This window comes from Nocardioides koreensis, assembly GCF_039531775.1.
Lineage (GTDB): Bacteria > Actinomycetota > Actinomycetes > Propionibacteriales > Nocardioidaceae > Nocardioides > Nocardioides koreensis.
In genome coordinates, this window is the sequence record NZ_BAAAQR010000003.1 from 262,470 (window position 1) to 288,779 (window position 26,310).

General features: G+C 72.4%; 20 protein-coding genes and 1 tRNA gene. 3 read left to right on the top strand and 18 right to left on the bottom strand.

Annotated features, from left to right (window positions below; genetic code table 11):
- The 14 genes from ABD268_RS07535 to ABD268_RS07600 all read right to left on the bottom strand — a co-directional run bounded on the left by ABD268_RS07535 (position 1) and on the right by ABD268_RS07600 (position 17,501).
- Positions 1-1,227 carry an O-antigen ligase family protein gene (locus ABD268_RS07535; protein WP_344149676.1) on the bottom strand — a complete coding sequence of 409 codons (1,227 nt, stop codon included), beginning with the start codon at positions 1,225-1,227 and terminating at the stop codon, positions 1-3.
- Entirely contained in the window at positions 1,224-2,816 is a 1,593-nt protein-coding gene (locus ABD268_RS07540; RefSeq protein ID WP_344149678.1) for a YveK family protein, read from the bottom strand. The genes ABD268_RS07535 and ABD268_RS07540 overlap by 4 nt, the downstream gene beginning before the upstream one ends.
- Positions 2,813-4,387 carry a Wzz/FepE/Etk N-terminal domain-containing protein gene (locus ABD268_RS07545; protein WP_344149680.1) on the bottom strand — a complete coding sequence of 525 codons (1,575 nt, stop codon included), beginning with the start codon at positions 4,385-4,387 and terminating at the stop codon, positions 2,813-2,815. The genes ABD268_RS07540 and ABD268_RS07545 overlap by 4 nt, the downstream gene beginning before the upstream one ends.
- Positions 4,380-6,413 carry an alginate lyase family protein gene (locus tag ABD268_RS07550; RefSeq protein WP_344149682.1) on the bottom strand — a complete coding sequence of 678 codons (2,034 nt, stop codon included), beginning with the start codon at positions 6,411-6,413 and terminating at the stop codon, positions 4,380-4,382. The genes ABD268_RS07545 and ABD268_RS07550 overlap by 8 nt, the downstream gene beginning before the upstream one ends.
- The gene (locus ABD268_RS07555; RefSeq protein ID WP_344149684.1) at positions 6,410-8,590 is read right to left on the bottom strand and encodes a bi-domain-containing oxidoreductase; all 2,181 of its coding nucleotides are present in this window, start codon (positions 8,588-8,590) and stop codon (positions 6,410-6,412) included. The genes ABD268_RS07550 and ABD268_RS07555 overlap by 4 nt, the downstream gene beginning before the upstream one ends.
- 41 nt (positions 8,591-8,631) lie before the next feature.
- Positions 8,632-10,545 carry an asparagine synthase (glutamine-hydrolyzing) gene (gene asnB, locus ABD268_RS07560; RefSeq protein ID WP_344149686.1) on the bottom strand — a complete coding sequence of 638 codons (1,914 nt, stop codon included), beginning with the start codon at positions 10,543-10,545 and terminating at the stop codon, positions 8,632-8,634.
- A gap of 3 nt (positions 10,546-10,548) precedes the next feature.
- Complete coding sequence (locus ABD268_RS07565) at positions 10,549-11,802, bottom strand: glycosyltransferase family 4 protein (protein ID WP_344149688.1); 1,254 nt, start codon at positions 11,800-11,802, stop codon at positions 10,549-10,551.
- 41 nt (positions 11,803-11,843) lie between these two features.
- Entirely contained in the window at positions 11,844-13,166 is a 1,323-nt protein-coding gene (locus ABD268_RS07570) for a nucleotide sugar dehydrogenase (RefSeq protein WP_344149690.1), read from the bottom strand.
- Between the two features lie 256 nt (positions 13,167-13,422).
- Positions 13,423-14,142: a lytic murein transglycosylase gene (locus ABD268_RS07575; protein WP_344149692.1), complete on the bottom strand. Its 720-nt coding sequence runs from the start codon at positions 14,140-14,142 to the stop codon at positions 13,423-13,425.
- Between the two features lie 69 nt (positions 14,143-14,211).
- Positions 14,212-14,613 carry a hypothetical protein gene (locus tag ABD268_RS07580; RefSeq protein WP_344149694.1) on the bottom strand — a complete coding sequence of 134 codons (402 nt, stop codon included), beginning with the start codon at positions 14,611-14,613 and terminating at the stop codon, positions 14,212-14,214.
- 145 nt (positions 14,614-14,758) lie between these two features.
- Entirely contained in the window at positions 14,759-15,367 is a 609-nt protein-coding gene (locus ABD268_RS07585; RefSeq protein ID WP_344149696.1) for an HAD-IA family hydrolase, read from the bottom strand.
- Positions 15,368-15,377: 10 nt separating this feature from the next.
- The gene (locus tag ABD268_RS07590; protein ID WP_344149698.1) at positions 15,378-16,157 is read right to left on the bottom strand and encodes a 3'(2'),5'-bisphosphate nucleotidase CysQ; all 780 of its coding nucleotides are present in this window, start codon (positions 16,155-16,157) and stop codon (positions 15,378-15,380) included.
- 24 nt (positions 16,158-16,181) lie between these two features.
- Entirely contained in the window at positions 16,182-16,775 is a 594-nt protein-coding gene (gene pth, locus ABD268_RS07595; RefSeq protein WP_344149700.1) for an aminoacyl-tRNA hydrolase, read from the bottom strand.
- Between the two features lie 54 nt (positions 16,776-16,829).
- On the bottom strand, positions 16,830-17,501 hold the full coding sequence (locus ABD268_RS07600; RefSeq protein ID WP_344149702.1) for a 50S ribosomal protein L25/general stress protein Ctc: 672 nt from the start codon (positions 17,499-17,501) through the stop codon (positions 16,830-16,832).
- Positions 17,502-17,810: 309 nt separating this feature from the next.
- Between ABD268_RS07600 and pepN the strand changes: the two genes are divergently transcribed.
- Positions 17,811-20,225 carry an aminopeptidase N gene (gene pepN / locus ABD268_RS07605; RefSeq protein WP_344149704.1) on the top strand — a complete coding sequence of 805 codons (2,415 nt, stop codon included), beginning with the start codon at positions 17,811-17,813 and terminating at the stop codon, positions 20,223-20,225.
- Positions 20,226-20,846: 621 nt separating this feature from the next.
- Here pepN and ABD268_RS07610 read toward each other — a convergent pair.
- The 4 genes from ABD268_RS07610 to ABD268_RS07625 all read right to left on the bottom strand — a co-directional run bounded on the left by ABD268_RS07610 (position 20,847) and on the right by ABD268_RS07625 (position 24,424).
- Complete coding sequence (locus ABD268_RS07610; RefSeq protein ID WP_425573690.1) at positions 20,847-21,827, bottom strand: ribose-phosphate diphosphokinase; 981 nt, start codon at positions 21,825-21,827, stop codon at positions 20,847-20,849.
- Between the two features lie 34 nt (positions 21,828-21,861).
- Positions 21,862-23,370 (bottom strand): bifunctional UDP-N-acetylglucosamine diphosphorylase/glucosamine-1-phosphate N-acetyltransferase GlmU, encoded by a 1,509-nt coding sequence (gene glmU / locus ABD268_RS07615; RefSeq protein WP_344149706.1) that lies wholly within the window; start codon positions 23,368-23,370, stop codon positions 21,862-21,864.
- Position 23,371: 1 nt separating this feature from the next.
- A tRNA-Gln gene (locus tag ABD268_RS07620) sits at positions 23,372-23,450 on the bottom strand.
- A gap of 167 nt (positions 23,451-23,617) precedes the next feature.
- Positions 23,618-24,424, bottom strand: a complete 807-nt coding sequence (locus ABD268_RS07625; protein WP_344149708.1) for a hypothetical protein — start codon at positions 24,422-24,424, stop codon at positions 23,618-23,620.
- Between the two features lie 208 nt (positions 24,425-24,632).
- On the opposite strand from ABD268_RS07625, the gene ABD268_RS07630 reads away from it, so the two are divergent.
- Positions 24,633-25,760: an ATP-dependent DNA ligase gene (locus tag ABD268_RS07630; RefSeq protein ID WP_344149710.1), complete on the top strand. Its 1,128-nt coding sequence runs from the start codon at positions 24,633-24,635 to the stop codon at positions 25,758-25,760.
- Positions 25,753-26,310 carry a hypothetical protein gene (locus ABD268_RS07635; protein WP_344149712.1) on the top strand — a complete coding sequence of 186 codons (558 nt, stop codon included), beginning with the start codon at positions 25,753-25,755 and terminating at the stop codon, positions 26,308-26,310. The genes ABD268_RS07630 and ABD268_RS07635 overlap by 8 nt, the downstream gene beginning before the upstream one ends.

Below are 26,310 nucleotides of genomic sequence, written 5' to 3' on the forward strand. Positions count from 1 at the left end.
TCACGTCCGTCTCCCGGTCCACTCCGGTGCGAGCAGCGCCGCGGCGACGGTCAGGTCGAGGAGGTACGGCGAGGTGGACCCGAGCCCGCTCTCCGTGAACGAGGCGGTCAGGCAGTAGACGATCAGGAACAGCGCGACCGCACGCTGCGGGCTCCGGGGCCGCGTGGCCGCCATCAGCAGCAGGACCAGGATGATCGTCGCCTGCACGATGATGCCGAACCAGCCCTGGTCCAGGTAGGTCGCCACCCAGTTGCTGTCGACCGGCAGGCCGTTGAAGGACTGGTTGGACAGGCCCGAGCCGAACATCTCCTCGATCCTCGGTCGCGGCGTGTCGAAGACGACGGACCACACCTTCGTGCGGCCGGTCAGCTGCCCGGCCTCCTCGGCGCTCTGGCCGCGCAGCGCCCAGGCCGTCAGCTGCGGCGCGAACAGCGTGGCGACCCCCACGGCGCCGACCGCGCCGAGGGCCGACGTACGACGCACCCGCACGTGCCCGAGGAAGAGGCTCGCGCCGGCGACCACGAGCCCGACCAGGCAGGCGACCAGCGCGGTCCTGGTGTGGGTCCCGACGAGCACGGCGCCGGCGGCCACGAGCGTGAACAGCATGTGCCTCCCGGTGATCACGCGGCACAGCCACAGCACCGTCGAGGTGCCCAGCAGCACCGCCGCGTAGTGGGCGACCTGGGTCGGCGGTATCGGCCAGAGCACACCGGCGAGGCGCCCCTCGAAGGCGAATGCGAGCCCCGGCGCGATCGCCGCCCCGAGGAAGACCGAGCCGAGGATCACCCACAGGACGCGACGGTGGCAGCGCAGCAGGACCATGTCCGCGCGCCCCCACCAAGGCGTCAGGAGCCAGAGCACCAGGACGAACCCGGCGAGCCGACAGGCCCGGAAGGTCGAGCTGAAGGCGAAGACGTTGTGGATGCTGACCATCAGGGCCACGACGCCGAGCATCGTGAGCAGCACCAGGAACAGGTTGGGCCGCATCACTCCTCGCGGGTTCACCGCGAGGGCGAGCACCAGCGCGAGCATGAGGGCGGCCTGGGTCAGCAGCTGGCCCACGAGCTGCGGGATCGGGAGGACGGTCTGGCCGCCGATGAAGGTCAGGACGTTGAAGAACAGCGCCCCCCAGACGGCGACGAGGCGCCCGGGCACCGCGCGGACGCGCAGGTCGTCGGCCGCGCGCACCCGCCGGCCGGGGGCGAGGGTGCTCAAAGATCCGCTCACCGCGAACCCTTCTCGGCCTCGGTCCAGCCGGAGCCCGCCGGGTCCGGCCGGCCCAGGCTCTCGTCGGTGCGGTCGGCGCCGACCAGCATGGCGAAGTCCGGCTCGAGGCCCGCCGACCGGACCAGCTCCCCGGTGGTCCGGAGCCGCTCGGCGTTCGAGCGGCCCGCGGCCACCAGGAGCACCACGCGGTCGACCCACGACGGGAGGTGGTCGACCCCCACCGCCGGATCCACCTCGGCCAGCACCAGCACGACGTCCGCCCTGTTCCACGCAGCACGTCTGGGGTGGTCCTTGGGCAGCGCGTGGCGCATGCCGGGAGCAGTCCCGACCGGCCCGCGGGCAAGGCTCGGTTGTCCCTCGGGCCGGAAGACCACGGGCTCGTCCCGGCCACCCTCTCCCGTCTCCTGCCGGGCGAGCGCCTTCTTCACGGCCGCGTCGAGGCGTCCCGAGTCGCTGAGGTCGACGAGGAAGACCTTCTTGCCGAGGCCGGCCAGGTGGGCGCCCAGGGTAGCGGTGACCAGCGCCGCCTCCTCGATCTCGTCGACGGCCACCAGGGCCAACCGGGCCGTCTTGCCCCGGGGGGCCGACACCGCGGGCTCCAGCCCGCGCACCAGGACCTGCAGGCCTCGTTCGCGGGACTCGCGTCGAGCACCCCGCCGCCACCAGGCCTTCCCACCGCGCACCTTGCGAGCGCTGTACCGCACCGGAGTGCCGAGGGCCAGGGCCACCTCCTCGCGACGGCGGACCCGGTCGGAGGTCAGGGCCTGGAACAGGACCAGCCCCATGCCGATCGCCAGGCCGCCGATCAGGCCGGACCCCGCGGTGAGGACCAGGCGCTTGACGGCGGAGCGAGGGACGGCACTGGGCGGGTCCAGGACGTGGCTCGACTCGATGATGGCGTTCGACTGGAGCTCGGCCTCCTCGACGAGCTGCTGGATCCGGCCGTACTCGGCGTTGACCTGGGACCGTCGGGACAGCGCGTCCGTGGCCCGGCTCTGGCCCTCGGGACCGGTTGCGCTCAGCGCCTCGTACTGCGTGCTCAGCTTCTCGGACTGGTCCTTCAGGGAGGCCATCTGCTTCTCGTAGCCGGCGACCAGCGCCTGCGACTGCGACTCCAGCTGGTCGGCCCGGAAGGAGAGGTAGGCCTCGGCGAGCGCCGTGACCCGGGCGACGGCAGACGCGTCGTCGGGTGCGGCCACGTCGATGACCAGCACCGAGGGGGTCAGGTCGGTCGCGGTGATCGACGCCTGGAGCTCCTCGGGCGTCATGGGCAGCCCGAGGTCCTCGATGACCGACTCCGCGACCGTCCTCGTGCGCAGCAGGCTCACATCGGTGTCCATGGCCACGGTCTGCTCGGTCGCCGGGTCGTGCGACATCAGGAGCGTGACCGTGCCGTGCCCCTTGGCCGGCATGCCGAAGTTCCACGCGAGGCCCAGCAGCAGGCCGGTGATTGCGGCCGCGACCCAGACCTTCCAGCGCCGCCGCAGCGCGGAGCGCAGGAAGTGGAGGCTGACGAACCCGGTCGCCGGGCCGTTGCCCTCGGCCTCGTCCGGATCGGGGTCCTCGATGCGCCAGGAGGTGTCGATCATCGCGGCCTCCGACGCAGGCCGGAGACATTGCTGCCGCCGGGTGCGGGGCTCGGCAGGCCGGTGAGGCGTGTGGGAAGGGCGATCTGCTGGGAGCGCTCGTGCTGCAGCAGCCGGCCGGTCGTGCGATCCAGGTTGTCCGGGTCGGCGACGATGATGCCGGCGATCCTGCGACCGGCGTCGTCGGCGGTCACCGCGGTGAGGGCCAGCTCCTCGGCGGTCGCCGACCCGGAGGAGACGGCCAGGATCGTGACCGAGGTCTCCGGCAGCTCGACCAGCTCCGGCTTGCGTCGGTCGACGACTGCCAGGACGACCCTCAGGTCCGCGTCGTGCCTGTCCGTGACGTGGGCGTCGACCAGGAGTCCCGGGCGGACCTCCGCGCTTCCCTGCGAGCAGGCCGCCCACAGCGGCGCCGCGGACTCGTGGCGCTGACCGGCCACCAGGGCCGTCCGGACACCGGACGAGGCGGCGTACGCCGCGAGCTGCGGTCCCATGGCCAGTCCCCGCAGGTCCTCGGAGAGGGCGATCACCGTGATGGACATCGGTGGATGCGCGGCCTCGTCCCCGTCAGGCAGCCGTCCGAGGGGTGAACCGTCGAACACGAGCTGGTGGAGCGCCTGTCTCAGTGCCCAGGCGTCGACCGTGCCCGGCGCGTAGGTCTCCAGCAGGGAGGCCCAGCCTGCGACCGCTCGCGGCACCCGGCTGCGGATGGAGGCGATCACGGGACTCCCCAGCGCGTCGGCAATCTCGTCGCGGTAGCGCAGCTTCCGGTCGCGCTTGCCGAGCAGGGTCAGGATGATCGCCGCGATGGCCCCGACGACGACGAGACCGAACAGCGAGAAGGCGATCGCCCTGCCGACCAGCCCGGGTCGCTTCGCCGGCGTCGCCTTCTGGATGATCGTGGCGGTGCCGTCGGGCTGGCTGACCGCCGTCCGCTCCTTCACCTGGTCCAGCTGCAGGACCAGGCCGGCCTCCTGGGCGGTCAGCTGGGCCAGCGCGGCGGCATCCGCCTTGCCCTGCTCGGACGTCGGGTCCTCGCCCACCTTGCGGGCCTGGGTCTTCTTGATCTCAGAGGCGACGGTGGCCATGCTGTCGCGCAGCTCCTGCTCGCGCTGGTCGAGCGCGGCCAGCTCGGTGTTGGTCAGCGAGCTCGACGCCTTCGTCACGTACTCCACCTCGGAGGCCGCCACCGCGGCGGCCAGGGCCTCGGCGTAGTCGGGGGTGCCGGCTCGGGCCACGATCTCGAGCACGTCGGCGGTGGGCGCACTCACCTTCACGCGCTTGGCCAGGGCCTGCACCGACAGCGACGGCGTGACGGCCTCACCGGCGGGGCCGAGCACCGCGTCGCTGGTCGCGATCCGGATCTCGGTCTTGACGTCCCGGGCAGGCGTCTGACCGTCTGTCTGCTTCACCGGTGGGAGCAGCACCTGGGCGGTGCTGGCGTACGTCGGCGGACGGAGCACGACGAAGCACAGCCCGGCCGCGACACCCGCAAGGGCTGCCAGCGCCAGCACCAGCCGGTGCCGGCGAAGGATCGAGAGCGTCGAGCGCAGGTCCACGGACTGCTCAGCCATGGGTCACCGCCTCCTCGGTGGTCGTGCGGGGCTCGGGCCCGAAGTCGAGGGTGGAGCGCAGCTCGACCGACTCCTCGAGCACGCCGGACCCGATGAGGGTCGTCGTCGGGATCCGCTCGCCGAACCGGGGCGAGTACCACCCGAGGACTGGGTGCGCCTCGCCGCGGTGCGCCGTCCATCGCAGCTGTTCCGGCAGGTGCAGCACCGCCGCACAGGTCCCTCGCTCGCTCGGCCAGCTCAGCTCGGCGGCCGCCCCCACCAACCGCACGTCGACCTCCGGCCCGACATGGAACGCGAGCCGCAGTCCGTGCGAGGCCTCGCCGGTCACCTCGTCGAGGATCGCCAGGCTGCGCGTGCTGCCGTCCAGGGTGACGGTCCGGGTGTGCCGGAGGGTCGGGTCGAGCCGGGCGTAGCCCGTGTGGTGCGCGGTCCACGTCTGCACCGGGTGCTCGCCGATGTCTGCCCCGGTCACGTGGCCGTCGGTGTGGGTGCTCCACAGGAAGGGTCCGGTCTCGACGGACTGGCTGGTCCCGTCGACCTCGATCGTGTTGTGGGCCAGCGTGGACCGGAAGTAGCTCCGCCACGCCGGCTCGCCGTGGTAGCAGTAGGTGCCCGGGTCGACCAGCACGTCGACGCCCCCGTGCCGCACCTCGACGGACAGTGCGTCGGCGTGCGCATGGGCCGCGATCGACAGGAACCCGTGGGGGCCCCCGTCGCACCGGCACCAGATCTCGGGCCCGTCCCCGGCCGGCGTCCGGAGCAGGTACATCCCGGCGTCGGGGAAGGCACGGGGAGCGGTCTCCGGTCGGCGCATGCCCACGGGACGGTGCGGCACCAGCGCGGCCGTCGTGACGGCACCGACGCTCGCGGCGGTCGTCGGCCACCAGGGTCGTGGGTCGACCAGGGCGGCGCCCAGGCCCAGCAGCGAGCCCCAGGGTTCCGCGTCGGGGTCGTCGAGGACGAGCGCGCGGCCCTCGTCGCCGTCGCCCTGCCGCGGCGGCCGTCCGGTCTCGTCGACCATGGCGGCGGCCGCGTCGAGGGACGCGGCGAGCAGGGCCCAGGTGTCGACCAGCAGGGGATGGCCGACGGCTTCGCTCTCGACGGCGGCGACCAGGCCGAGCTCGGTGACGAAGCGGTGGTAGTCGGTGGCGAGCTCGCGGTTCACCCCGCTGTCGAAGGTGTTCGCCCGGAGCTCCCGCTGGAGCCGTCGGGACGCGTCCTCGCGCCAGGCGTCGCTCTCGGCGTACCACGGGAAGGCGCAGGCGGCCGCGAGCCGTCCGGCTTCCTCGGCCACGACGTGGTTGTTGGCCGACGAGCCGCGGCTGCGGAACGCGGAGAGGTAGTGCTGGTGCCACCAGATCTGGCGCAGCGCGTCCTCGTTGGTGTCGAAGAGGTCCTCGACCTTGGACCAGTCGTCGAGCAACCGGCGCACCCAGACCCAGCTCGTGAGCCGCACCCCGAGCTCGATCCCGCTGGTCCAGTGCACGCCGGACAGGAACGGGTTCTCCGCCCACCAGGACCGGAGCTGCTCGTCGACGAGCAGGGCGTAGGCGTCGTCGGACGTCAGCCACCAGGCGGTCGCCAGGACGGTCAGGTGGTGGTGACGCGAGAGCTCCCACACCGCCTTGACGTTGCCGGTCTCCTGCTCGTCGCGGTGGTTGATGCGGAACGCGAGCCGGTCCTGCGGGGCCCGCCGTCCGGTCACGGGGTCGCGGAACCAGTCCGGCCGGACGATGTCCTCGCGGGGGGTGCCGAGCAACGACCAGTGACCGGCCACGAGCCGGTCGGCGGCAGCCACCACCGTCCGCCGTGCCTCGGCGGGGACCTCCTCGCGCGTCCCCGCGGGCAGCGGCGTCGGGAACACGCGGCAGTCGCGCAGGCCACCGGGAAGGCCGGAGGCTGCTCCCGGGAGGACCTGGCGGCGTGCCCAGGTGGCCCGTCGCGCTTCGTCCACCACGCGGCCCGCGACCTCGGTGGCGGACATCTGGCGGAGCCGCTGGGCGTACCAGCCCAGCTGCCGGCTCACAGCATCACCCGCTGACCGGACACGAGGCTCTGCTCGGTGGCGATCGTCGCCCGGGTGGTGGCCACCAGGGACCCGGCGTCGATCGGCATGGGCGACCCGGCGCGGACGGCCTCCACGAAGGCGGCCAGCTGGGCACGCTGGCCCTTGTCCTGCCCACCGAGGGCCCGCTTGACGTCCTTGCCGTCGCGGCTCCACACCGTGGCCCGGGTGAAGTTGTCCAGGCGGGCGTTGCGGCCGCCTCCGGTGACGTCGAAGGTCTCCTTGGGGAACCGGCTGTCACCGCCCGTGACGTAGCTGATGGTCCCGAGGGAGCCGTCCGCGAAGCGCAGGCTCACCTGAAGGTCGGCTCCCCCGGGCGTCTGGCGGGCGTCCACCTCGACCGGCGGGTGGCCGATCCAGGCGCCCAGGGTGTCGATGAAGTGGCCGCCCTCGCCGAGGAACCTCGACCCCTCGAGCCCCTGGTCGAGGTACCAGCTGCCGGCCTCGAGACGCCCGGCGTTGACGAGGTAGCGAGCGATCACCGGCGCGTCGACCGGGCCGAAGCGGCGCTGCATCTGGGTGAAGAGCGGGGCGAAGCGACGGTTGAACCCCACCATCAGCCGGTCGTTCCCGGTCCGCTCGACCGTCTCGACGACCCGGTCGAGCTCCGCCTCCGACAGGGCGAGCGGCTTCTCGACGAAGACGGCCTTGCCGCGCTCGAGGGCCCGGCACACGAAGTCGGCGTGCGAGTGGTGGCGGGTCGCCACGACCACGGCGTCGATCGTCGGGTCGTCGAGGACGACCTCGGAGTCGGTCGTCACCGTTGCGAAGCCGAACTTCCGCTGCGCGTTGACCGCGGACAGTGCCCGGGTCGTCGCGACGGTGGCCAGCGTGGCCCCCGGGTCCTTCGCCAGGTGGGGCAGCAGCATCGACGACGCGTAGTTGCCGGCCCCGATGAACCCCAGCCGGACGGTCGGGCCGCTCGCCGGCCGGGGGTGTGACACGGCAGCCGGCGTACGGGTCAGCGTCCGGGCGGCGGGCTCGGACGCCACGTGGGCCGCGGCCGGCGAGGGGTACTCGAGCAGGAAGCCGACCCCGTGCAGGGCGCCGGTGCGCAGCTGCTCGTAGACCTCGGTGGCCTCGGTGACGGGGTGCACCCCGGACACGAGCGACGACACGTCGAGCGACTCGGCGGCGATCAGGTCGACGAAGCACTCGAGGTTGCGTCGTTCGGTCCACCGCACGTAGCCGGCGGGGTAGTCGATCCCGTCCAGCTCGTAGCGGTCGTCGTACCGCCCGGGGCCGTAGGACCGGGAGAACCGGACGTCGAGCTCCTTCTCGTAGTAGTCGTTCCACGGCAGGTCGAGGCGCGTCTTGCCGATGTCCACGACCCGCGCCCGGTCCCTGGCGAGCCGCGCCGCCAGCTCGACCGGCCCGTTCGAGCTGCCGCCGGCCGCGAGGAAGACGTGGTCGGCCCCCAGGCCGCCGGTCGCGGCGAGCAGGACCTGCTCGATGTGGGCCGCGCCCTCCGCGTCGGGTCCGGCGCAGGCGATGGCGCCGGCCTTCACGGCCATCTGGCAGCGGTCCTCGACGGTGTCGACGCCGACGACCCGCACCCCGGCGGCGACCAGCAGCCGGACGACCAGCTGGCCGACCAGCCCGAGGCCCACGACGCAGGCGGTCTCGCCCAGCTGCACCTCGGCGCGGCGGACGCCCTGCATGGCGATGGCGCCCACGGTGGCGAAGGCGGCGTGCTGGGGTTCGACACCGTCCGGCACGCGCACGCACAGGTTGGTGGGCACCCAGTTCACCTCGGCGTGCAGCGCGAACTCGTTCCCGGCGGCCGCGACCACGTCCCCGACCGAGAACTCCTCGGCCCCGGCGCCGACCTCCACCACGACGCCGCACAGCGAGTAGCCCAGCGGGGTGTAGCTGTCCAGCCGGTTGATCGCCTTCTTGTACGCCGCGACCGGTCCCTGCTGCGCGACCGAGTCCATCAGCTTGCGCACCTGGTCGGGCCGGGCGCGTGCCTTGCCGAGCAGGGACATCCGGGCCTCGCTGACCTTCATCAGCTCGGTGCCGGTGGAGATCAGCGAGTACGACGTGCGCACGAGCACGCCCCCCGGCCGGCAGGCCGGGGCGGGCGCGTCGAGCACCAGGAGCTCACCCGAGCGGTAGTTCTGGGCCACCTGCTTCATGTCACCTTCTGTCTCTTCGAGTTCCACTGGTCGTGAGGGGCTCAGGCCGCGCCGACGCCCGCAGAGCGCGCGTTCCGGTACCACAGCTCGAGGCTGAGGAGCTGCCAGATCTGCTTGGACTGGTCGCGGCGGCCGCTGCGCTGGTCGGCTATCAGCCGCAGCAGCGGGTCGCGCCGCAGGAAGCCGGTGGACACCAGCTCGCCGCCCACGAGCGCGTCGTCGACGAGCTCCCGCAGGTCGTTGCTGACCCAGGCCCGCAGCGGCGCCCCGAAGGACGCCTTCGGGCGGTCGATGATCTCGTCCGGGATCCACGCTCGCGCGGCCTGCTTGAGGGCGGCCTTCTGGACCCGGCCGTGGATCTTGGCCGACCCCGGCAGGGAGAACGCCGCCCCGAACACCACCGGATCCACGAAGGGCACCCGCACCTCGGTCGAGGCCGCCATGCTCGCGCGGTCGGTGTAGGTGAGGTTGAGGCCGGGCATGAACAGCCGCGAGTCCGCCAGGCACATGCGGCTGGTCTGGTCGGGCAGCTCGTTGTCCTCGTACAGGACGCGGTGGTCCTCGATCACGGCGTCGACGTGACCCGCCAGGTCGGGATCGAGGAGGTCGGCCAGCTCGTCGCGCCCGTACAGCGTGTAGCTGCGGCGGAACGCCTCCTCCTCCGGCAGCTCGGCGAAGGTGAGGAACCGCTGGGCCCACCGCACCGAGCGGATGCCGCGACCCCGGGCCACGACCGGGAGCCGGCCCACGAGCGGCTCGATCACGCCGGTCCGCAGCGGTCGCGGGACGCGGCGGTAGCGCTCGCCCAGCAGGCAGGCCAGGTGCTTGCGGTAGCCGCCGAAGAGCTCGTCGGCGCCCATGCCGGAGAGCAGCACCTTGACCCCGGCGTCGCGCGCGGCGTCGCACATGAGCAGCGTGTTGAGGGCCGCCGGGTCGCCGATGGGCTCGTCCAGGATGTCGACCATCCGCGGCAGCAGGTCCACGACGTCCGGCTGGATCTCGATCTCGTGCAGCCGGATCCCCAGGTGTGCCGCCATCCGGCGGGCGTAGTGCGCGTCGTCGGGCATGGCCTCCAGGCGCTGGTCCTCGGCCCGGAAGGCGATCGAGTAGGCCTCGATGGCGGGGTCGTGCCGGTGCGCCAGCGCGGTCACGATGCTGGAGTCCAGGCCGCCGCTGAGGAAGGAGGCGACCGGCACGTCGGCGACCAGGTGGGCCGCCACCGACGACTCGATGGTCTCGCGCAGGTCCACCGGTGGTCCGCTCGCGGCTCGGGTGGCCACCTCGGACGGGTTCCAGTACTCCCCCGACACGCTCGAGCCGTCCCGGCGGTACTCGGTCCAGGACCCCGCGGGCAGCTTCTGCACCCCGCGGACCGCGTCGTACTGGGGCGGCAGCCAGTAGTAGAGCGCCGAGGCGACCATGGCCGCCGGATCGACGCTGAGCTCGGTGCCGAGTGCCGAGACGATCGCCTTGAGCTCCGAGGCGAACACCACGCCCTTGCCCCGGCGCATCGTGTAGAGCGGCTTGATGCCGAGCGGGTCGCGGGCCACGGTCAGGCTGCCGGTGCCGGCGTCGTGGACGGCGAACGCGAACATGCCGCGGAAACGCGGGAGCGCGGCCGGCCCCCAGGCCCGCCACGCCTCGAGCACGACCTCGGTGTCGGAGCTCGTCGCGAAGGCCACGCCCCTGCCCTCGAGCTCGCGCCGGATCTCGCGGTAGTTGTAGAGCTCGCCGTTGTAGGAGAGCGTCAGCCCGCCCTTGGCCAGCGGCTGGTCGGCCGCCGTGGACAGGTCGATGATGGAGAGGCGCCGGTGCGCCAGGACGACGGCCGTCTCGGGGTCGACGAGCTCGAGCAGGCCGCACGCGTCCGGGCCGCGGTGGCCCAGGCGGTCGATCATCGCGTTGACGACGACCTTGCCGTCCGACTGCTGGTAGCTGCCCGCCACTCCGCACATGCGTCAGGCCCCCGTCCCCGCCTCGACGTCGTGCCACGCGTCCGAGCGGATCGGCTCGTCCGCCTCGACGGGCGCCCGGGTCCGGTGGGTCAGCTCGTCGAACACCGCGACGTAGCCACCGCACTGGTGGCTCCACGCGAGCTCCTGCTCCACACGCTCGCGGCCGCGACGGCCCATCTCGGCCCGCCGCTCGGGCTGGTCCACCAGGTCGAGGATCGCGTCGGCGTAGGCGTCGACCCGGTTCGGCTCCACGTAGACCGCCGCCTCCTGCGCCGACACCCGGGTCTCGCGCAGGTCGAAGGCGACCACGGGCAGGCCGAAGGCCATGTACTCCATGGTCTTGTTCATCGTGGAGACGTCGTTGAGCGGGTTCTTCGGGTCGGGACACAGCCCGACGTCCGCGGTCGACAGCACGGCGGCGACGTACTCGTCCGGCACCCGCCCCGGGAGCTCGACGTACTCGTGGAGCCCGAGCTCGTCGCGCTGGGCGACCAGGTCGTCGTAGGAGTCCCCGGCGCCCATCAGCGTGAACGCGATGTCGGTGCGGCCCAGTCCGTGCACGATCCGGTCGGCCGCGGCCAGGGCGAGGTCGACGCCGTCCTGGGGACCCATCACGCCGAGGTAGGCGACGAGGTGCTCGCGGCCCCGGCGCCGTGCCGGGTCCGCCTCGCCCCGCCGGAGCCGCTCGGGATCGGGGCCGGTCCGCACGACCGTGACGTGCTCGGGCGGCTTGCCGCCGCGCTCGACGGCGATCGAGGCGTAGGACTCGTTCGTCGAGGTCACCCGGTCGGCGGTGCGGAAGGTGGCCCGCTCGAGGGCCAGCAGGCCCCGCAGCGGCAGCCGCGCCCCGTCCGGAAAGCGCGACTCGTAGAGCTCCGGGCAGAGGTCGTGGTGGTCGAACACGAACCGGGTGCCGTCTCGCAGCCGCAGCCAGCGGGCGAGCGGCCAGAAGACGTCGGGCGGGTTGCAGGCCTGGACCACGTCGAAGCGGCCGCGGCGCCGGCGCGCCTGCAGCGCCAGGCGCGCGGTGGCCAGGAACGACCAGGCGTACTCCACGACGAACCCGGCGGCGCGGCCTCCCGGGGCGTACGGCGGGTAGGTGTGGATCGCCACCCCGTCGATGACCTCGTACTTCTTCGAGGTCTTGCCCCGCGGACAGATCACGGTGACGTCGTAGCCGGCGCCGACGAGGGACTGGCACTCGAGCCACACGCGCCGGTCGAAGGGGACGTGCAGGTTCTGCACGATGATGAGCACTCGGGGTGCCGCAGACCGTGGGTCGCGGCGGCGCCACTTCTTCACCAGCCGAGCCCCTCGTAGCCGGCGAGCTGCTCGACGTCGCTCCCGAGACGACCGTGGAGGTCGAGGACCAGGGTCGGCGACGCGGCGACCAGGGCGGAACGCACGGCGGGTTCGGACGACGACACGACCGCGACCGCCGCACCCGCCAACGCCTCCTCTGGGGTGCAGGCGAGCAGCCGGCTCAGGTGTGGCAGCTTCGCCTCGACGTGCCGGCGGTTGGCGCCCACCAGGCGGTCGGGGTTGATGATCGGGTCGTAGATGCGGACCTCGAAGCCCTTGCCGACCAGCCGCTCGGCGAGCTCGACGTTCGGGCTCTCCCGCAGGTCGTCGGTGTCCATCTTGAAGCTCAGCCCGAGCAGGCAGACCTGCCGGCTGTTCGAGGCGATGATCCGCTCGACCGCGTCGCGCACGACGAGCTCGTTGGTCAGCGTGGTCCCGGCCAGCAGGGGTGCGTCCACACCGCTCATCCGGGCCATGTGCTGGAGGGCGCGCAGGTCCTTGGGAAGGCACGACCCCCCGAAGGCGAATCCCGGGCGGAGGTAGGTCGGGGCGACGTTGAGCTTGTGGTCCTCGCAGAAGATGCGCATCACGTCGCGGGAGTCGACGCCGTGGAACCGGAAGATCCGGGCCATCTCGTTCGCGAAGGACACCTTCGTGGCGTGGAAGGCGTTGCAGGCGTACTTGAGCGCCTCCGCGGTGCCCACGCCGACGTGGTGGATCTCCAGGTCGAGGAACGCGAAGAGCTCCTCCAGGCCCTGCCGGGTGCTCTCGTGCGCGGTCCCCACCACCACGAAGGGCGGGGCGAAGAAGTCCTCGACACCGCAGCCCTCGCGCAGGAACTCCGGGCACATCGCCGTGCCCACGGACCAGCCGGCCGGGAGCTCGGAGGGTGCGAAGGCGGGGGCGACGACCATCTCGCCCGTGCCCGGTGGGACGGTGCTCCTGATCACCACGGAGTGGAAGCCCGAGGCCGGGGGCGAGACCACGGACATGGCTTCGCGCAGGTCGGCGAGGGCGCGCGTGATGTAGCCCAGGTCGGTCTCCCCGTGGGACCCCGACGGGGTGCCCACGCAGACCAGCGAGACGTCGGCCCCGTCGAGGGCCACGTCCATGTCCGTGGTCGCGCGCAACCGTCCCGACCTCACTCCCGCGGCCACCAGGTCGTCGATCCCGGGCTCCACGACGGGGCTCCGGCCCTGGCTGATCGCGTCCACCTTGGCGTCGTCGACGTCGACGCCGACGACCTCGTGACCGCGCGACGCCAGGCCCGCGGCCGTGACCGTCCCCACGTAGCCAAGTCCCAGGACAGCGACCTTCATGTGATCCCCCCTTGAATGAACCTCTGCGAAAGATCCTCGGAGTCCGGTCGGGCTCCTGCTCGAGGTCGCCCGGTGAGCCCGCTGTTGCGGGTACGTGGTCGAAGTTCTCTCGGGCCGGGAGCCGCTGGGGGCTATCGCTGCCGCATTCACCCAAATTAGGAACGGCCGCGAGCCTCACGTGGCTGGTGTGCCACCGTCCTCTCCCCCAGTCAGGGGATGGGTCTGACTTCGAGGGCCAGGACCTGCCGGTCCGCCGTCAGCGGGCCCGGGCGGCGTACGCCGAAGCCGCGGCGTAGACGTCGTCGACGTACGCGGTGGAGTGGTTGTAGGCGAGCACGGCCTTCTCCCAGCCGACGGAGGTCTGCAGGTCGCCGCCGGCCGCGCACAGGTAGCGCGCGGCGGTCGTGGCGGCGTCGTCCAGGTCGAGCGCGTCCGCGTGCCCGTTGCCGTCACCGTCGACGGCGTACCGGCCCCAGGTCTCGGGCAGGAACTGCATCGGGCCCACCGCGTGCTCCCACACGGCATCACCGTGCACGGCCCGGGAGGCCGGGGTGGACCGGATGGCCGCGAAGGCACCACGGCCGTTCAGCGCCGGCCCCAGGATCGGCGAGGACGAACGGCCGTCGGCCTGCAGCACGCGCCCCCCGAGCGTGCCGTGGTGGGACTCGACGTACCCGATCCCCGCCAGCGTGGTCCACCCGACGTGGCAGCCGCGGGGCGCGTGCAGCTGGGCGTGCGTGTAGGCCCGCACGGCCGGGGCGGGAATGTCCTCGGCGCGGGCGGTCCGCTGCACCCAGCGCGCGCCGACCCGCGGCGGCAGCGGGGCTCCGAGCCGGGCGGCGACGTACCGCTGGGCGGTCAGGTCCGCGTCGGCGGGGCGACCCTTCCGGTCGTGCGCCTGGAGCGCGAAGGCCCCGGCGGTGAGGACCCCCAGCGCCACCGCCAGCGCGGCGATGAGACGGAAGGACGGGGGCACGCGGAGAAGTATCCCCGCTGCGTCACACCAGTCCCAACCGCCTCAGCTGCCCACCCGGCGCGGGCCGGGTCAGCGGCCCGCCACGTGCCGCGCCGGCCTGGCGAACCGGGCCCGGCGGGTGACCTCCACGCGGCGGACGTACCGGTGCGACCACGGCTCCAGGCCACACCCGGCGCGCAGCCAGCCCTCCTGCTCGATCCGGCCCCTGAGGTGGACGAGGCTCAGCTCCCACCCGGGGCTCCAGGCGTCATCCGGCGAGAGGTCGTCGGGGTCGACGAACCGGGGGAAGGCCTCGCCCCGGACCAGCGCCGTCTCCCGGCCGTCCGGGCCCCAGACCCGGCCGACGAATCTCATGAACGCGTTGTCCGACCCGCGGTCGAGCGGAGCCATCAGGCTCGACCACCACGAACACTCCCCGGCTTCCTCGAGCTCGATCTCGAGGGTCTCCCACTTCTCGACCTGACGGCGCATGCTTCCTCCCCGTTGCGCCGGGCACCGGCTCCCGGCACGCCTGTCGTCCAGCGTCCGGGTGAGGGGCACCAGTGCGGCAGGGTCCAAGGTCGTCGGGGTCCCGGGACATCGGACCCTGACCTCGACCGCGGGTCGTGTGCTCGGGTCAGGACAGGACGACGCCGTGGCCCGAGAGCCGGTCCCGCAGGGCCTCGATCCCGTCGTCGACGTGCCAGCGCTCGGCGGCCAGGCCGCACTCCCGCGCCGCCACCACGTTGGGCTCGCTGTCGTCGACGAAGAGCACGTCGGGCGCGGCCGCGTCCAGGCGGTCGAGGACCGAGGCGAAGAACGCGGGCGCGGGCTTGGCGGCCCCGAGGTCGCAGGAGTAGAAGGACTCGTCGAACAGCTCGTCGTACCCCAGCTCCCGACGCATGTACGCCGCCCGCCGCTCGTGCTGGTTGGTCCCGAGGTGCACCCCCAGGCCGGCGTCACGCAGCTCGTGGACCACCTCCAGCGTGGTCGCCACGGTCTCGATCGTGTGCCAGACCTCGACGTACAGCTCCTCGGCGGAGACGCCCGGCGCCTCCCGGGCGAGCTCTGCGGTCAGGAGGGGCAGGAAGTCGCCGTCGCCGCTCAGGCAGGTCCGCTCCAGCTCGGTGACCGCGCGGAAGAAGTCGGCGCCGCGCTCCCCCAGGAACCCCTCCGCCGCGGCCGCCCAGCCGACGGGGTGCCGCTGCAGGACCCCGTCGGCGTCGAGGAGGACGTGCCGGATCACCGGGGTCGCCTCAGTCGGTGCCGTGCCGCTTGACGAAGTCCACGATCCGTTCGGCCAGCTCGGGCCGGCACACGATCAGGTCCGGCAGCGACACGTTCTCCTGGTTGTACGTCAGCGGGGTGCCGTCGACGCGCGAGGTGAACAGGCCCGCGGCGCGGGCCACCGCGACGGGGGCGGCCGAGTCCCACTCGTACTGGCCACCGGCGTGGACGTAGGCGTCGGTCACGTCGCGCGTCACGGAGATCACCTTCACGCCTGCCGAGCCCATCGGCACCAGCTCGGCGTCGATCTCCGCCGCCAGCGCCTCGACGAACGCCGGCGGGCGGGTGCGGGACACCGCGATCCGGGGGCGCTCGGAGGTGCGCTCCGGGACGGTCGGTGCCTGTCCGGTGTTGAAGGTCTCCCCCAGCGCCGGCTGGGCCACGGCACCGGCGGTCAGGTCACCGTCCTCCCACAGCGCGACGTGCACGGCCCAGTCGTCGCGCGGCGGCTCGGAGAACTCGCGGGTGCCGTCGAGCGGGTCGACGATCCAGACGCGCTTGGCCGTCAGGCGGGCCTTGTCGTCCTTCCCCTCCTCCGAGAGGACCGCGTCGTCGGGGCGGTGCTGGGCGAGCAGCTCCATCAGCAGCTCGTGGGCGGCCCGGTCGCCGGCGTCCTTGAGCTCCTTGCCCTCCAGGCCCTCCGCGCGGACCTCCAGCAGGCGCTCACCGGCGACGGTGGCGAGCCAGGAGGCGAGGACGTGGTCGTCGGTGGCTGCTTCAGCGGGCGGGGTGCCGGGTTCGAAAGTCACCCCGACACACTAGCGAGGCCGTTCCTAGGAGTTGAATCGCTGCTGGGTGCGTTCGAGGCCCTCGGTGACGAGGGTCTCGACGGCGTCGGCGGCGTGGTCGACCTGGAACGGCAGCTCCTTGCGCTCCACCGACGAGTAGCTGGAGAGCACGAAGTCGGCGACGTCCTGCCGCCCCGGTGGCCGGCCGATCCCGCAGCGGACCCGGAAGAAGTCGCCCGTGCCCAGCGAGGAGCGCATCGAGCGCAGCCCGTTGTGGCCGTTGTCGCCGCCGCCGAGCTTGGTCCGCAGCGTGCCGAAGCCGATGTCGAGCTCGTCGTGGATCGCGATGATCCGCTCCGGCGGCACCTTGTAGAAGGTGGCGAGCGCCTTGACCGGGCCACCGGTCTCGTTCATGTAGCAGCGCGGCCGGGCCAGGACCAGGCGCGGACCGGGCGTGCCCGGGGCACCGAGGCGCCCCTCGACCACGTCGGCCCGACCGGTCTTGTGGGCCCGCCAGGACGAGCCCAGCCGCCGCGCCAGCTCGTCGGCCACCAGGTAGCCGACGTTGTGCCGGTGCCCGGCGTAGGAAGGGCCGGGATTCCCCAGTCCCACGACGAGCCACACCTCGGTGTCTGTCATGGCAGCCTCATCGTGGGGGGAGTCCCGGCCCTTTCTACGGAAGAACAGTGAGGGTCACTCCTCGGTGGCGGCAGCCTCGTCGGCCTCGCCCTCGGCGGCGGCCTCGGCCTCCTCCGCGGACTCCTCGCGCTCGATGCCGGCCTCGGCCTCGGCCTCCTCCAGCTCCGCCTCGAGCATCTCGACCGTGGGGGCCTCGGTGATGTTGACGATCAGCGTGTCGGCGTCGACCAGCACGGTCGAGCCGGAGGGCAGCTTCAGGTCCGAGGCCAGGACCTGGGTGCCGGCCTCGGCGCCCTCGATGTCGATCTCGATGTACTCGGGGATGTGCGTGGCCTCGGCCTCGACCTCGACGGTGGCGCTCTCGGTGACGACCAGCGTGTCGCGCGCGGCCTCGCCGTTGAGGTGGACCGGGATCTCGACGGTGACCTTCTCGCCGCGGCGGACGGCGACGAAGTCGACGTGCTCGAGGTGGCGGGTGATCGGGTCGATCTGGACCTGCTTGGTCAGCGCCAGGTGGGTCTTGCCCTCGAGGTCGAGCTCGAGCAGCGCGTTCGCGCCGCCGTGCTTGAGCGCCATCATCGTCTCGTGGCCCGGCAGGGTGATGTGCATCGGGTCGTTGCCGTGGCCGTAGACGACGGCGGGGACCTTGTGCTCGCGGCGGATGCGGCGGGCGGCGCCCTTGCCGAACTCGGTGCGCGACTCGGCGGTGATCTTCTCGGCAGACATGCGACTACTCCTCGTGACCTTCGACATCTGTGGTGGTTCTGAAGCTGCGTGGCCGCCCCGGGCGCCGCGTCCCACCTGGCCGCCGGTCTCGCCGGCCGGTCATGAGAAACGCCGCGCACTCGTCTCGAGCAGCGCGGCGCACCAGTGGTCCAGCCAGCCCTGTCGATCACGGAACACCCGGACTGCGGGCGTTCCCTCGCCGAGGCAACCTGACGATCCTAGCCATGGCGGGCGCCTGAGGCGAATTCACCGCGAAAGCCCGGCGAAAGCCCGGCGACAGCCACGTGGACACGTCGTTAGGGTCGCCGGGTGTCCCTGACTCTCGCCGAAGCCCGCGCCCGCGCCGCCCTCGTCTCCGACGTCTCCTACGAGATCGACCTCGACCTCACCGGCGACGACCCCGACACCTACGGCTGCCGGACGACGCTCCGGTTCGACGCCGCCGGTCCGGAGACCTTCCTCGAGCTCACGAACGCGACCGGGCTGAGCCTGGCGGTCGACGGCACACCGGTCGAGCGTACCGGGTACGACGGGCGCCGGATCGCGCTTGACGGCCTCGCCGGGCGCACCGAGGTCGTGGTCGAGGCCCGGATGCCCTACGTCACCGACGGCGACGGCATGCACGCGATGACCGACCCCGCGGACGGCGAGCGCTACGTCTCGGCGTACCTCTCCCTCGACGTGGCGCAGCGGGTCTTCCCGTGCTTCGACCAGGTCGACCTCAAGGCGCCGATCACGCTCACGGTGGCCGCCGACCCGCGGTGGACCGTGATCGCCAACGGCCAGGTGACCTCGCGGGAGGGCGGCCGGTGGACGTTCGCCACCACGCCGCGGATCTGTCCCTCCCTGTTCGTCGTGTGCGCGGGCCCGTGGCACTCGGTGACCTGGGAGCACGCGGGCCTCCCCTTCGGCTGGCACGCGCGGCAGTCGCTGGCGGCCGAGCTCGACCGCGACGCCGCGGAGCTGGAGCGCACCACCACCGACTGCTTCGACCACTACGCGGAGCTCTTCGACGAGCCCTACCCGTTCGACTCCTACGACCAGCTGTTCGGGCCCGGGCACAACTGGGGCGCGATGGAGACGCCCGGGTGCGTGACCTACCGCGACGAGCTGCTGCCGCGCGGCCGCGTCACCGACGACCAGCGCATGAAGCGGGCGGCGGTGATCGCCCACGAGATGGCGCACATGTGGTTCGGCAACCTCGTGACGATGCGCTGGTGGGAGGACACCTGGCTCAACGAGAGCTTCGCCGACTACATGGGCTACCGGGTGGCCGAGGCCGGGGCCGGCTTCGCGGGCACCCTCGTGGCGCACGAGTCGCAGCGCAAGCCCGCGGCGTACGTCGCCGACGAGCGCCGCTCCACCCACCCGGTGGCGCCGCGGCCCGAGGACGTGCCCGACGTGGACAGCGCCTTCACCAACTTCGACTCGATCTCCTACGCCAAGGGAAACTCCTGCCTGCGCCAGCTCGTGACCTGGCTCGGCGACGACGACTTCCTGTCCGGCGTGAACGCCCACCTGACCCGCCACCGCTTCGGGAACGCCACCCTCGACGACCTCGTCGGCGCCCTCGACGAGGCCTCGGAGCGCGACGTGCGCCAGTGGGCCGAGCTCTGGCTGCGCCGGTCGGGCTTCGACACGATCGCCGTCGAGCGCGACGACGACGGGGTGCCCGTGCTGGTCCGCGAAGGCGTGCGCCCGCACAGGTTCCGGGTGACGGCCTTCCGCGCGGACGGCACCGTGGCCGGCAGCGAGCTGGTCGACCTCGCCGACTCGCCGGTCCCGCTGCCGGACTGGGCGGGGCTGGCGGTGGTGCCGAACAGCCACGGTGAGACGTTCGCCCGGTTGCGGCTGGACCCGGCCACGACGGCCTTCGTGCACGAGCAGCTGTCGCACCTCGACGACGACCTGGTCCGTACCGTCCTGTGGGCGCACGCCTTCGACGAGGTGCGGACGGGTGCGCTGTCGCTGCCGGTGTACGTCGACCTCGTGGCGCGGCACCTGTCCCCCGAGCGGAACCCGTCGCTGCTCACCGCTGTGCTCGACCGGACCCTCGGGTCGGTGCTGAGCCGCTCGGCGTCCGCGGCCGAGGTGCCGGGGCTGGTCGACGCGGTGGCCGCGGCGTGCGCCGCCGGCCTCGCCGGCACCGACGACGAGCAAGTGGCCATCGCGCTGGCCCGCGGACTGGCCGCGACCTCGCGCGACGCCGCGCTGCTCGGCTCCTGGCTGGCCGAGGGGCGCACCGACACCGGTGTCGAGCTCGACCCGGGGATGCGCTGGACCGTCGTGACCCGGCTGAGCACCCTCGGCGCGATGGACGCCGAGGCGATCGAGGCGGAGCGGCTGCGCGACGGCTCACTGGCCGGCGACCTGGGCGCCGCCCGGGCCCTCGCCGCGCGCCCGACCGCGGCCGCCAAGGCCGAGGCGTGGAAGGCCGCGCTCGAGCCCGACGTGTCGAACCGGATGTTCGAGGCGCAGGTCCACGGGCTGTGGGACCCCGAGCGGCTCGACCTGTGCGCGCCGTACGTCGACGCCTACCTCGAGCACGCCCCGGCCGTGGCCGAGCGTCGGGGCCAGGGCTTCTCGCTGGTGGTCGGTCGGGCGTTCCCGTCGCTCGAGGTCACCCCAGCCCAGCGCGACCGACTGGCCGCCGTGCTCGCATCGGGCTCGGTGCCCACCGTGCTCGCCCGCCTGTGGAACGACCACCTGGACGACCTGACCTGACCGCCGAGTCGGCGCAGTTTCACCCCGGACCCGGGCCGAGTCGGCGCAGTTTCACCCCGGACCCGGGCCGAGTCGGCGCAGTTTCACCCGCAAACCGGGTCGAGTCGGCGCAGTTTCACCCCGGACCCGGGCCGAGTCGGCGCAGTTTCACCCGCAAACCGGGTCGAGTCGGCGCAGATTCACCACCTCGCATCAGCGGTGAGTCAGCCACCGAACCCACACGGCGGGGAAACGGTGGCAGGCTCACCGCTCACCCGCGCGGGCCGGTGCGTGCGTCAGCGGTCAGCGTCGTCCGGGGCGTGCGATGGCAAGGCGGAGGAGGGAAGGCGGCCTTTGAGCGAAGCGGGCCGTCGACCGACGACAACGCAGCCAGCGTGCGTCCCGGGCGGCGCTGATCAGGCGCGTCAGGCGGAGCGCCTCGCAAGGCGGACGAGCGAAGGCGGCCTTTGAGCGAAGCGGGCCGTCGACCGACGACAACGCAGCCAGCGTGCGTCCCGGGCGGCGCTGATCAGGCGCGTCAGGCGGAGCGCCTCGCAAGGCGGACGAGCGAAGGCGTGCTGAAGGGCGGAGCGCACGTCGAGCGAGGACAACGCCGCGAGGCGCCCGCCTGGCGTGCCTGGATCAGGCGTGGCCGTCGAACATGGAGGTGACGGAGCCGTCCTCGAAGACCTCGCGGATCGCCCGGGAGACCAGCGGCCCGATCGACAGCGTGGTGAGCTTGTCGAACTCGCGCTCGGCCGGGATCGGCAGCGTGTTGGTCACGATGACCTCGCTGGCGGGGCTGTTCTTCAGCCGGTCCACGGCGGGGTCGGAGAGGATCGCGTGGGTCGCGGCGATGACCACGCCGGCGGCACCGTCGGCCATCAGCGCCTCGGCGGCCTTCACGATCGTGCCGCCGGTGTCGATCATGTCGTCCACCAGCACGCAGATCCGGCCCTCGACGTGGCCGACGACGCGGTTGGCCATGGTCTCGTTCGGGCGGTCGATGTTGCGGGTCTTGTGGATGAAGGCCAGCGGGGCACCGCCGAGGCGGGCCGACCAGCGCTCGGCGACCTTGATCCGGCCGGCGTCCGGGGAGACCACGGCGAGCCGCTGGTCGCCGTACTTCTCCCTGACGTAGTCCGCGAGGATCGGCAGCGCCATCAGGTGGTCCACCGGGCCGTCGAAGAAGCCCTGGATCTGGTCGGCGTGCAGGTCGACCGTGATCAGGCGGTCCGCGCCGGCGGTCTTGAAGAGGTCGGCCATCAGGCGGGCCGAGATCGGCTCGCGGCCGCGGTGCTTCTTGTCCTGGCGGGCGTAGCCGTAGAACGGCATGACCACGGTGATCCGCTTGGCGCTCGCCCGCTTCAGGGCGTCGACCATGATCAGGTGCTCCATGATCCACTCGTTGATCGGAGCCGTGTGGCTCTGGATCACGAAGGCGTCGCACCCGCGGACGGACTCCTCGTAGCGGACGTAGATCTCGGAGTTCGCGAACTCGTACGCCGACTGCGGCACGAGGTCGGTCCCCAGCAGGCTGGCGACCTCCTGGGCGAGCTCGGGGTGAGCCCGTCCGCTGAAGACCATGAGGTTCTTCTCGGTGGTCCGCTTCATTCCGGTCACGGGGACAGCTCCTGGATCGCCGAACAGGTGCGTTTCAGGATTGTTCCTCACCGGAGCCGGTCTGCCCAACTCCGGACCGGTCCTCGTGAGACGCGTCTCGTTCACCCTGCGGTTCCTGCCCGGTCGCCGCGGCCGCCGCCTCGGCCTGGGCGGTGCCGGGACGCTTCCGCTCGGCCCAGCCCTCGAGGTTGCGCTGGGGTCCGCCGGAGACCGCGAGCGCACCCGGCGGGACGTCACGGCGTACGACGGTCCCGCCCGCGGTGCCGGCGCCGTCGCCGATCTCCACGGGGGCGACGAAGGTGTTGTTGGCGCCCGTCTTCGCGTGCCGGCCGACCTTGGTCCGGTGCTTCTTGACGCCGTCGTAGTTGGCGACGATCGTGCCCGCGCCGATGTTGGCGCCCTCGCCGACCTCCGCGTCGCCGACGTAGGAGAGGTGCGGCACCTTGGCCCCCTCGCCGATCACGGAGTTCTTGGTCTCCACGAAGGCGCCGATCTTGCCGCGCGCGCGGACCTCGCTGCCGGGCCGCAGGTAGGAGAACGGGCCGACGTTGGCGCCCTCGCCGATGACCGCCAGCTCCGCGTGCGCCCGGACCACGCGCGCACCGGACCCGATCTCGCAGTCCTTGAGCGTGCAGTCGGGGCCGATCACGGCATCCTCGGCCACGACGGTCGCGCCGAGCAGCTGGGTGCCGGGCAGGATCGTGACGTCCGGGGCGAGGACCACGTCGGCGTCGATCCACGTGGTGGCGGGGTCCATGACCGTCACGCCGTCCTTCATCCACTGGGTGACGATGCGTCGGTTGAGCTCCCGGCCGAGCTCGGCCAGCTGGGCGCGGTCGTTGGCGCCCTCGGTCTGCATCACGTCGTCGATCGGGTGGGCGCCGACGGTGAGGCCGGCGTCGCGGGCCAGCTGGACCGCGTCGGTGAGGTAGTACTCACCCTTGGCGTTGTCGTTGTCGATCTTGGGCAGCGCCTCGAGCAGGAACTCCGCGTCGAAGGCGAGGATCCCCGAGTTGATCTCGCGGATCTCCCGCTGAGCCGCGGTGGCGTCCTTCTCCTCGACGATCGCCTCGACGTCACCCTCGTCGTTGCGGACGATCCGGCCGTAGCCGAACGGGTCCGGCACCAGGCCGGACAGGATGCTGACCGCTCGCTGGGCGGCCTCGTGCTCCTCGGCGAACGCGCGCAGGCTGTCGCCCCGCAGCAGCGGGGTGTCCCCGGTGACCACGAGCACGGTGCCGCCCGTCGTACCCGCCGCCTCGACCGCCACCCGTACGGCGTGGCCGGTGCCGTCCTGCGTCTCCTGGACGGCCAGCACGGCGTCCGGCACCAGCTCCTGGATGTGCGGGCCGACCTGCTCGCGCTGGTGGCCGACCACCGCCACGATGCGCTCGGGCTCGATCTCCCGCACCGCGGTCAGCACGTGGCCGATCATGCTGCGCCCGCCGACCGGGTGGAGCACCTTCATGGTCTTGGACTTCATGCGGGTGCCCCCGCCGGCGGCGAGGACGATGACGGTCAGGTTGTGTCGAGCATTGGCCATGCTCCCCGGGTAGGAGTCGAACCTACGTCGCTAGTCCTGATTCAAAGTCAGGCGGGCCCTGCCGGCAGACCAACCGGGGATTGCATCCCAGCGGGGATGACGGCCACAGGCTACTTGTCATCACCGGGTGTCATACGAACTGGCCGCGCGGGCAGCCCCCTCGTACGACGTCCCGGCGGCCGGACGGCACGAAGGAGGGCCGGGCATGGTGCCCGGCCCTCCCTGTCGTTCTGGCGACTGGCGCCCGTTACTGAACGGTCGCGCAGATCACCCAGACGCTCACCTTCACCGAGCCGGTGCCGTTGTAGTAGCCGAACACCTCCCAGGCGTTGCCCATCGAACCGTTGGGATCGAGCATCTGCCCCGAGGAGCTGATCAGGACGGGGTCGGAGGTGTAGATCTCGATCTGGCCCGCAGCCGTGGGGTCGCTGGAGAAGCCGCCCGACAGGGCGACCTGCCCCGGGGCGCACCGGGCGACGTCCGAGTGCTGGCCGCTGCTCCAGCCGCCGGACACCGGCGCCTTCACGACGACGACATCGGCGATGCCCGCCGGTCCCGCAGGTCCGGCCGGGCCCGTGGCGCCGGTGTCCCCCTTCAGACCAGCGGGACCGGTGGCGCCCGTGTCCCCCTTCGCACCGGCCGGGCCGGTGTCACCCTTGTCGCCCTTGTCCCCCTTCGGACCGGCAGGGCCGGCCGGACCGGCAGGGCCCGCGGGACCGGCCGTGCCCGCGGCACCGGTGGCGCCCGTGTCACCCTTGTCGCCCTTCGGGCCCTGCGGGCCCGCCGGACCCGTCTCCCCCTGCGGGCCGGGCTGGTTGATCTGGTCCCGGGTGAAGTTGTTGAAGTCGAGCAGGCCGAGCGTGCCGTTACGGACCTCGTTGGACCCCACGGCGCCGCGTCCGATGTCGCTCTTCTGGATGGTCCCGTCCTTGATGTCCTTGGAGGTGATCTGCGTCGCCGCGAAGGCGCCGCCCACCCCACCCAGGGTCACCAGGACCATCGCGCCACCGATCACCGCGCCGGTGCGGCTGTTCACGATTTCTCTCACGGTCATGCAACTTCCCCCTCGTAGTTGTCACTCGAAGCCCCGCCAGCTGCACGACCAGCCGTTCCGGCGGAGCACTGTTCGATCTGAGACCGCACACTGGCCTGTTTCACGGGCGGCGGGGGTGACCGACCGCGACCTCTACCCAATTGGGGGTACCGATCCACCAGTTCTGACGGGCTCCCGCACCGATCCGTGCCGGGGCTAGGGTCTCCCCGTGGACCTCCCCGTGATGCCGCCCGTGCAGCCGATGCTGGCGAAGTCGGTCGCGGGCGTGCCCGACCCCGCGAAGGTCGGCGGACTGAGCTTCGAGCCCAAGTGGGACGGCTTCCGGTGCCTGGTGTTCAAGGACGGCGACGAAGTCGAGCTCACCAGCCGCAACACCAAGCCACTGACCCGCTACTTCCCGGAGGTCGTGGCGGCGGTCCGCGAGCAGCTGCCCGAGCGCTGCGTGCTCGACGGCGAGCTCTTCGTCGCGCTGCCCACCGGCGACGGGGGCGCCCGGCTGGAGTTCGAGACGCTCCAGGAGCGGATCCACCCGGCGAAGTCACGCGTGGACATGCTCGCCGAGAAGACCCCGGCGTGCTTCGTCGCCTTCGACCTGCTGGCGCTGGGCGACAGGTCGTACGTCGACCGCCCGTTCGCCGAGCGCCGCGCGGCGATGGAGGAGGCGCTGGACGGCCTCACCGGCCCCTGCTACCTCACCCGCACCACCACCGACCCGGCCGTCGCCGAGGACTGGTTCCACCACTTCGAGGGCGCCGGGCTCGACGGCGTCGTCGCCAAGCCACTGGAAGCGGCGTACCAGCAGAACGCCCGCACGATGTTGAAGATCAAGCACGAGCGCACCGCCGACGTCGTGGTCGCCGGCTACCGCGAGCACAAGACGTCGACCCCCGAGCGACCGCTGCTGGGCAGCCTGCTGCTCGGCCTGTACGCCGAGGGCAAGCTGCAGCACGTCGGCGTCAGCGCGAGCTTCACCGAGAAGCGCCGCGCCGAGCTGATCGCCGAGCTCCAGCCCCTGGTCTGCCCGATCGCCGAGCACCCGTGGGGTGAGTGGCAGGAATGGGCGATCGCCAACCCCGACCGGGTGCCGGGCACCCAGAGCCGCTGGAGCGCCGGCAAGGACCTCTCCTTCACGCCGCTGCGCCCGGACCTGGTGCTCGAGGTGAAGTACGACCATATGGAGGGCCGACGCTTCCGGCACACCGCCCAGTTCAAGCGGTGGCGGCCGGATCGCGACCCGGAGTCGTGCGGATACGAGCAGCTCGAGGAGCCGGTCAGCTACGACCTCGGTAGGATTTTGGGTGTCAACGAACAGCCGGGAGGCGACCGCGATGAGTGAGAGCAACACCGAGACGTACCACGTCGTCCTGCTCGTCGAGCAGCCCCTGAGCGCTGCCGACGCGACACAGGTGCGGTCGCTGCACGAGGGCATCGACCAGCCCGTCTTCTACCACGTGCTCCTGCCCCTCGAGGACGCCGCGGCGCGGATCGAGTCCGCGATGGGCTCGCTCTCGGCCGGCGAGGTGCTCACCTCCCCCGCCATGGCGATGAACGACGTCGACCTCGAGGCCGTCCGCAAGGACTGCCAGGAGCGCTCCAACGAGGACCTCGCCTCGACGCTGGCCGCGCTGCGGGCCACCGGCGCCACCGCCGAGGGCAAGGTCTGCGGCGAGCCGCCGATCGACGCGCTGGCCGCGGAGGTCAAGCGGGTCGACGGTGGCGAGGCCATCATCCTGACCCGTCCGCACGTGGTCGCCGAGTTCTTCCACGTCGACTGGACCTCCCGCGCCCGCCGCAAGATCGGCGTCCCGGTGCTGCACCTGCTCGAGCACGAGAACTTCGACGAGCAGGCCGAGGGCTACGGCAGCGAGGGCATCACCGGCTTCTAG

What these genes read in the sequence shown, in the direction of transcription:
- ABD268_RS07555 (WP_344149684.1), bottom strand. Translation starts at nt 8,590, where the DNA reads ATGAAGCAGGTGGCCCAGAACTACCGCTCGGGTGAGCTCCTGGTGCTC.
- pth (WP_344149700.1), bottom strand. Translation starts at nt 16,775, where the DNA reads ATGACAGACACCGAGGTGTGGCTCGTCGTGGGACTGGGGAATCCCGGC.
- ABD268_RS07540 (WP_344149678.1), bottom strand. Translation starts at nt 2,816, where the DNA reads ATGATCGACACCTCCTGGCGCATCGAGGACCCCGATCCGGACGAGGCC.
- ABD268_RS07635 (WP_344149712.1), top strand. Translation starts at nt 25,753, where the DNA reads ATGAGTGAGAGCAACACCGAGACGTACCACGTCGTCCTGCTCGTCGAG.
- ABD268_RS07545 (WP_344149680.1), bottom strand. Translation starts at nt 4,387, where the DNA reads ATGGCTGAGCAGTCCGTGGACCTGCGCTCGACGCTCTCGATCCTTCGC.
- ABD268_RS07580 (WP_344149694.1), bottom strand. Translation starts at nt 14,613, where the DNA reads ATGCGCCGTCAGGTCGAGAAGTGGGAGACCCTCGAGATCGAGCTCGAG.
- ABD268_RS07570 (WP_344149690.1), bottom strand. Translation starts at nt 13,166, where the DNA reads ATGAAGGTCGCTGTCCTGGGACTTGGCTACGTGGGGACGGTCACGGCC.
- ABD268_RS07625 (WP_344149708.1), bottom strand. Translation starts at nt 24,424, where the DNA reads ATGACCGTGAGAGAAATCGTGAACAGCCGCACCGGCGCGGTGATCGGT.
- glmU (WP_344149706.1), bottom strand. Translation starts at nt 23,370, where the DNA reads ATGGCCAATGCTCGACACAACCTGACCGTCATCGTCCTCGCCGCCGGC.
- asnB (WP_344149686.1), bottom strand. Translation starts at nt 10,545, where the DNA reads ATGTGCGGAGTGGCGGGCAGCTACCAGCAGTCGGACGGCAAGGTCGTC.
- ABD268_RS07600 (WP_344149702.1), bottom strand. Translation starts at nt 17,501, where the DNA reads ATGTCTGCCGAGAAGATCACCGCCGAGTCGCGCACCGAGTTCGGCAAG.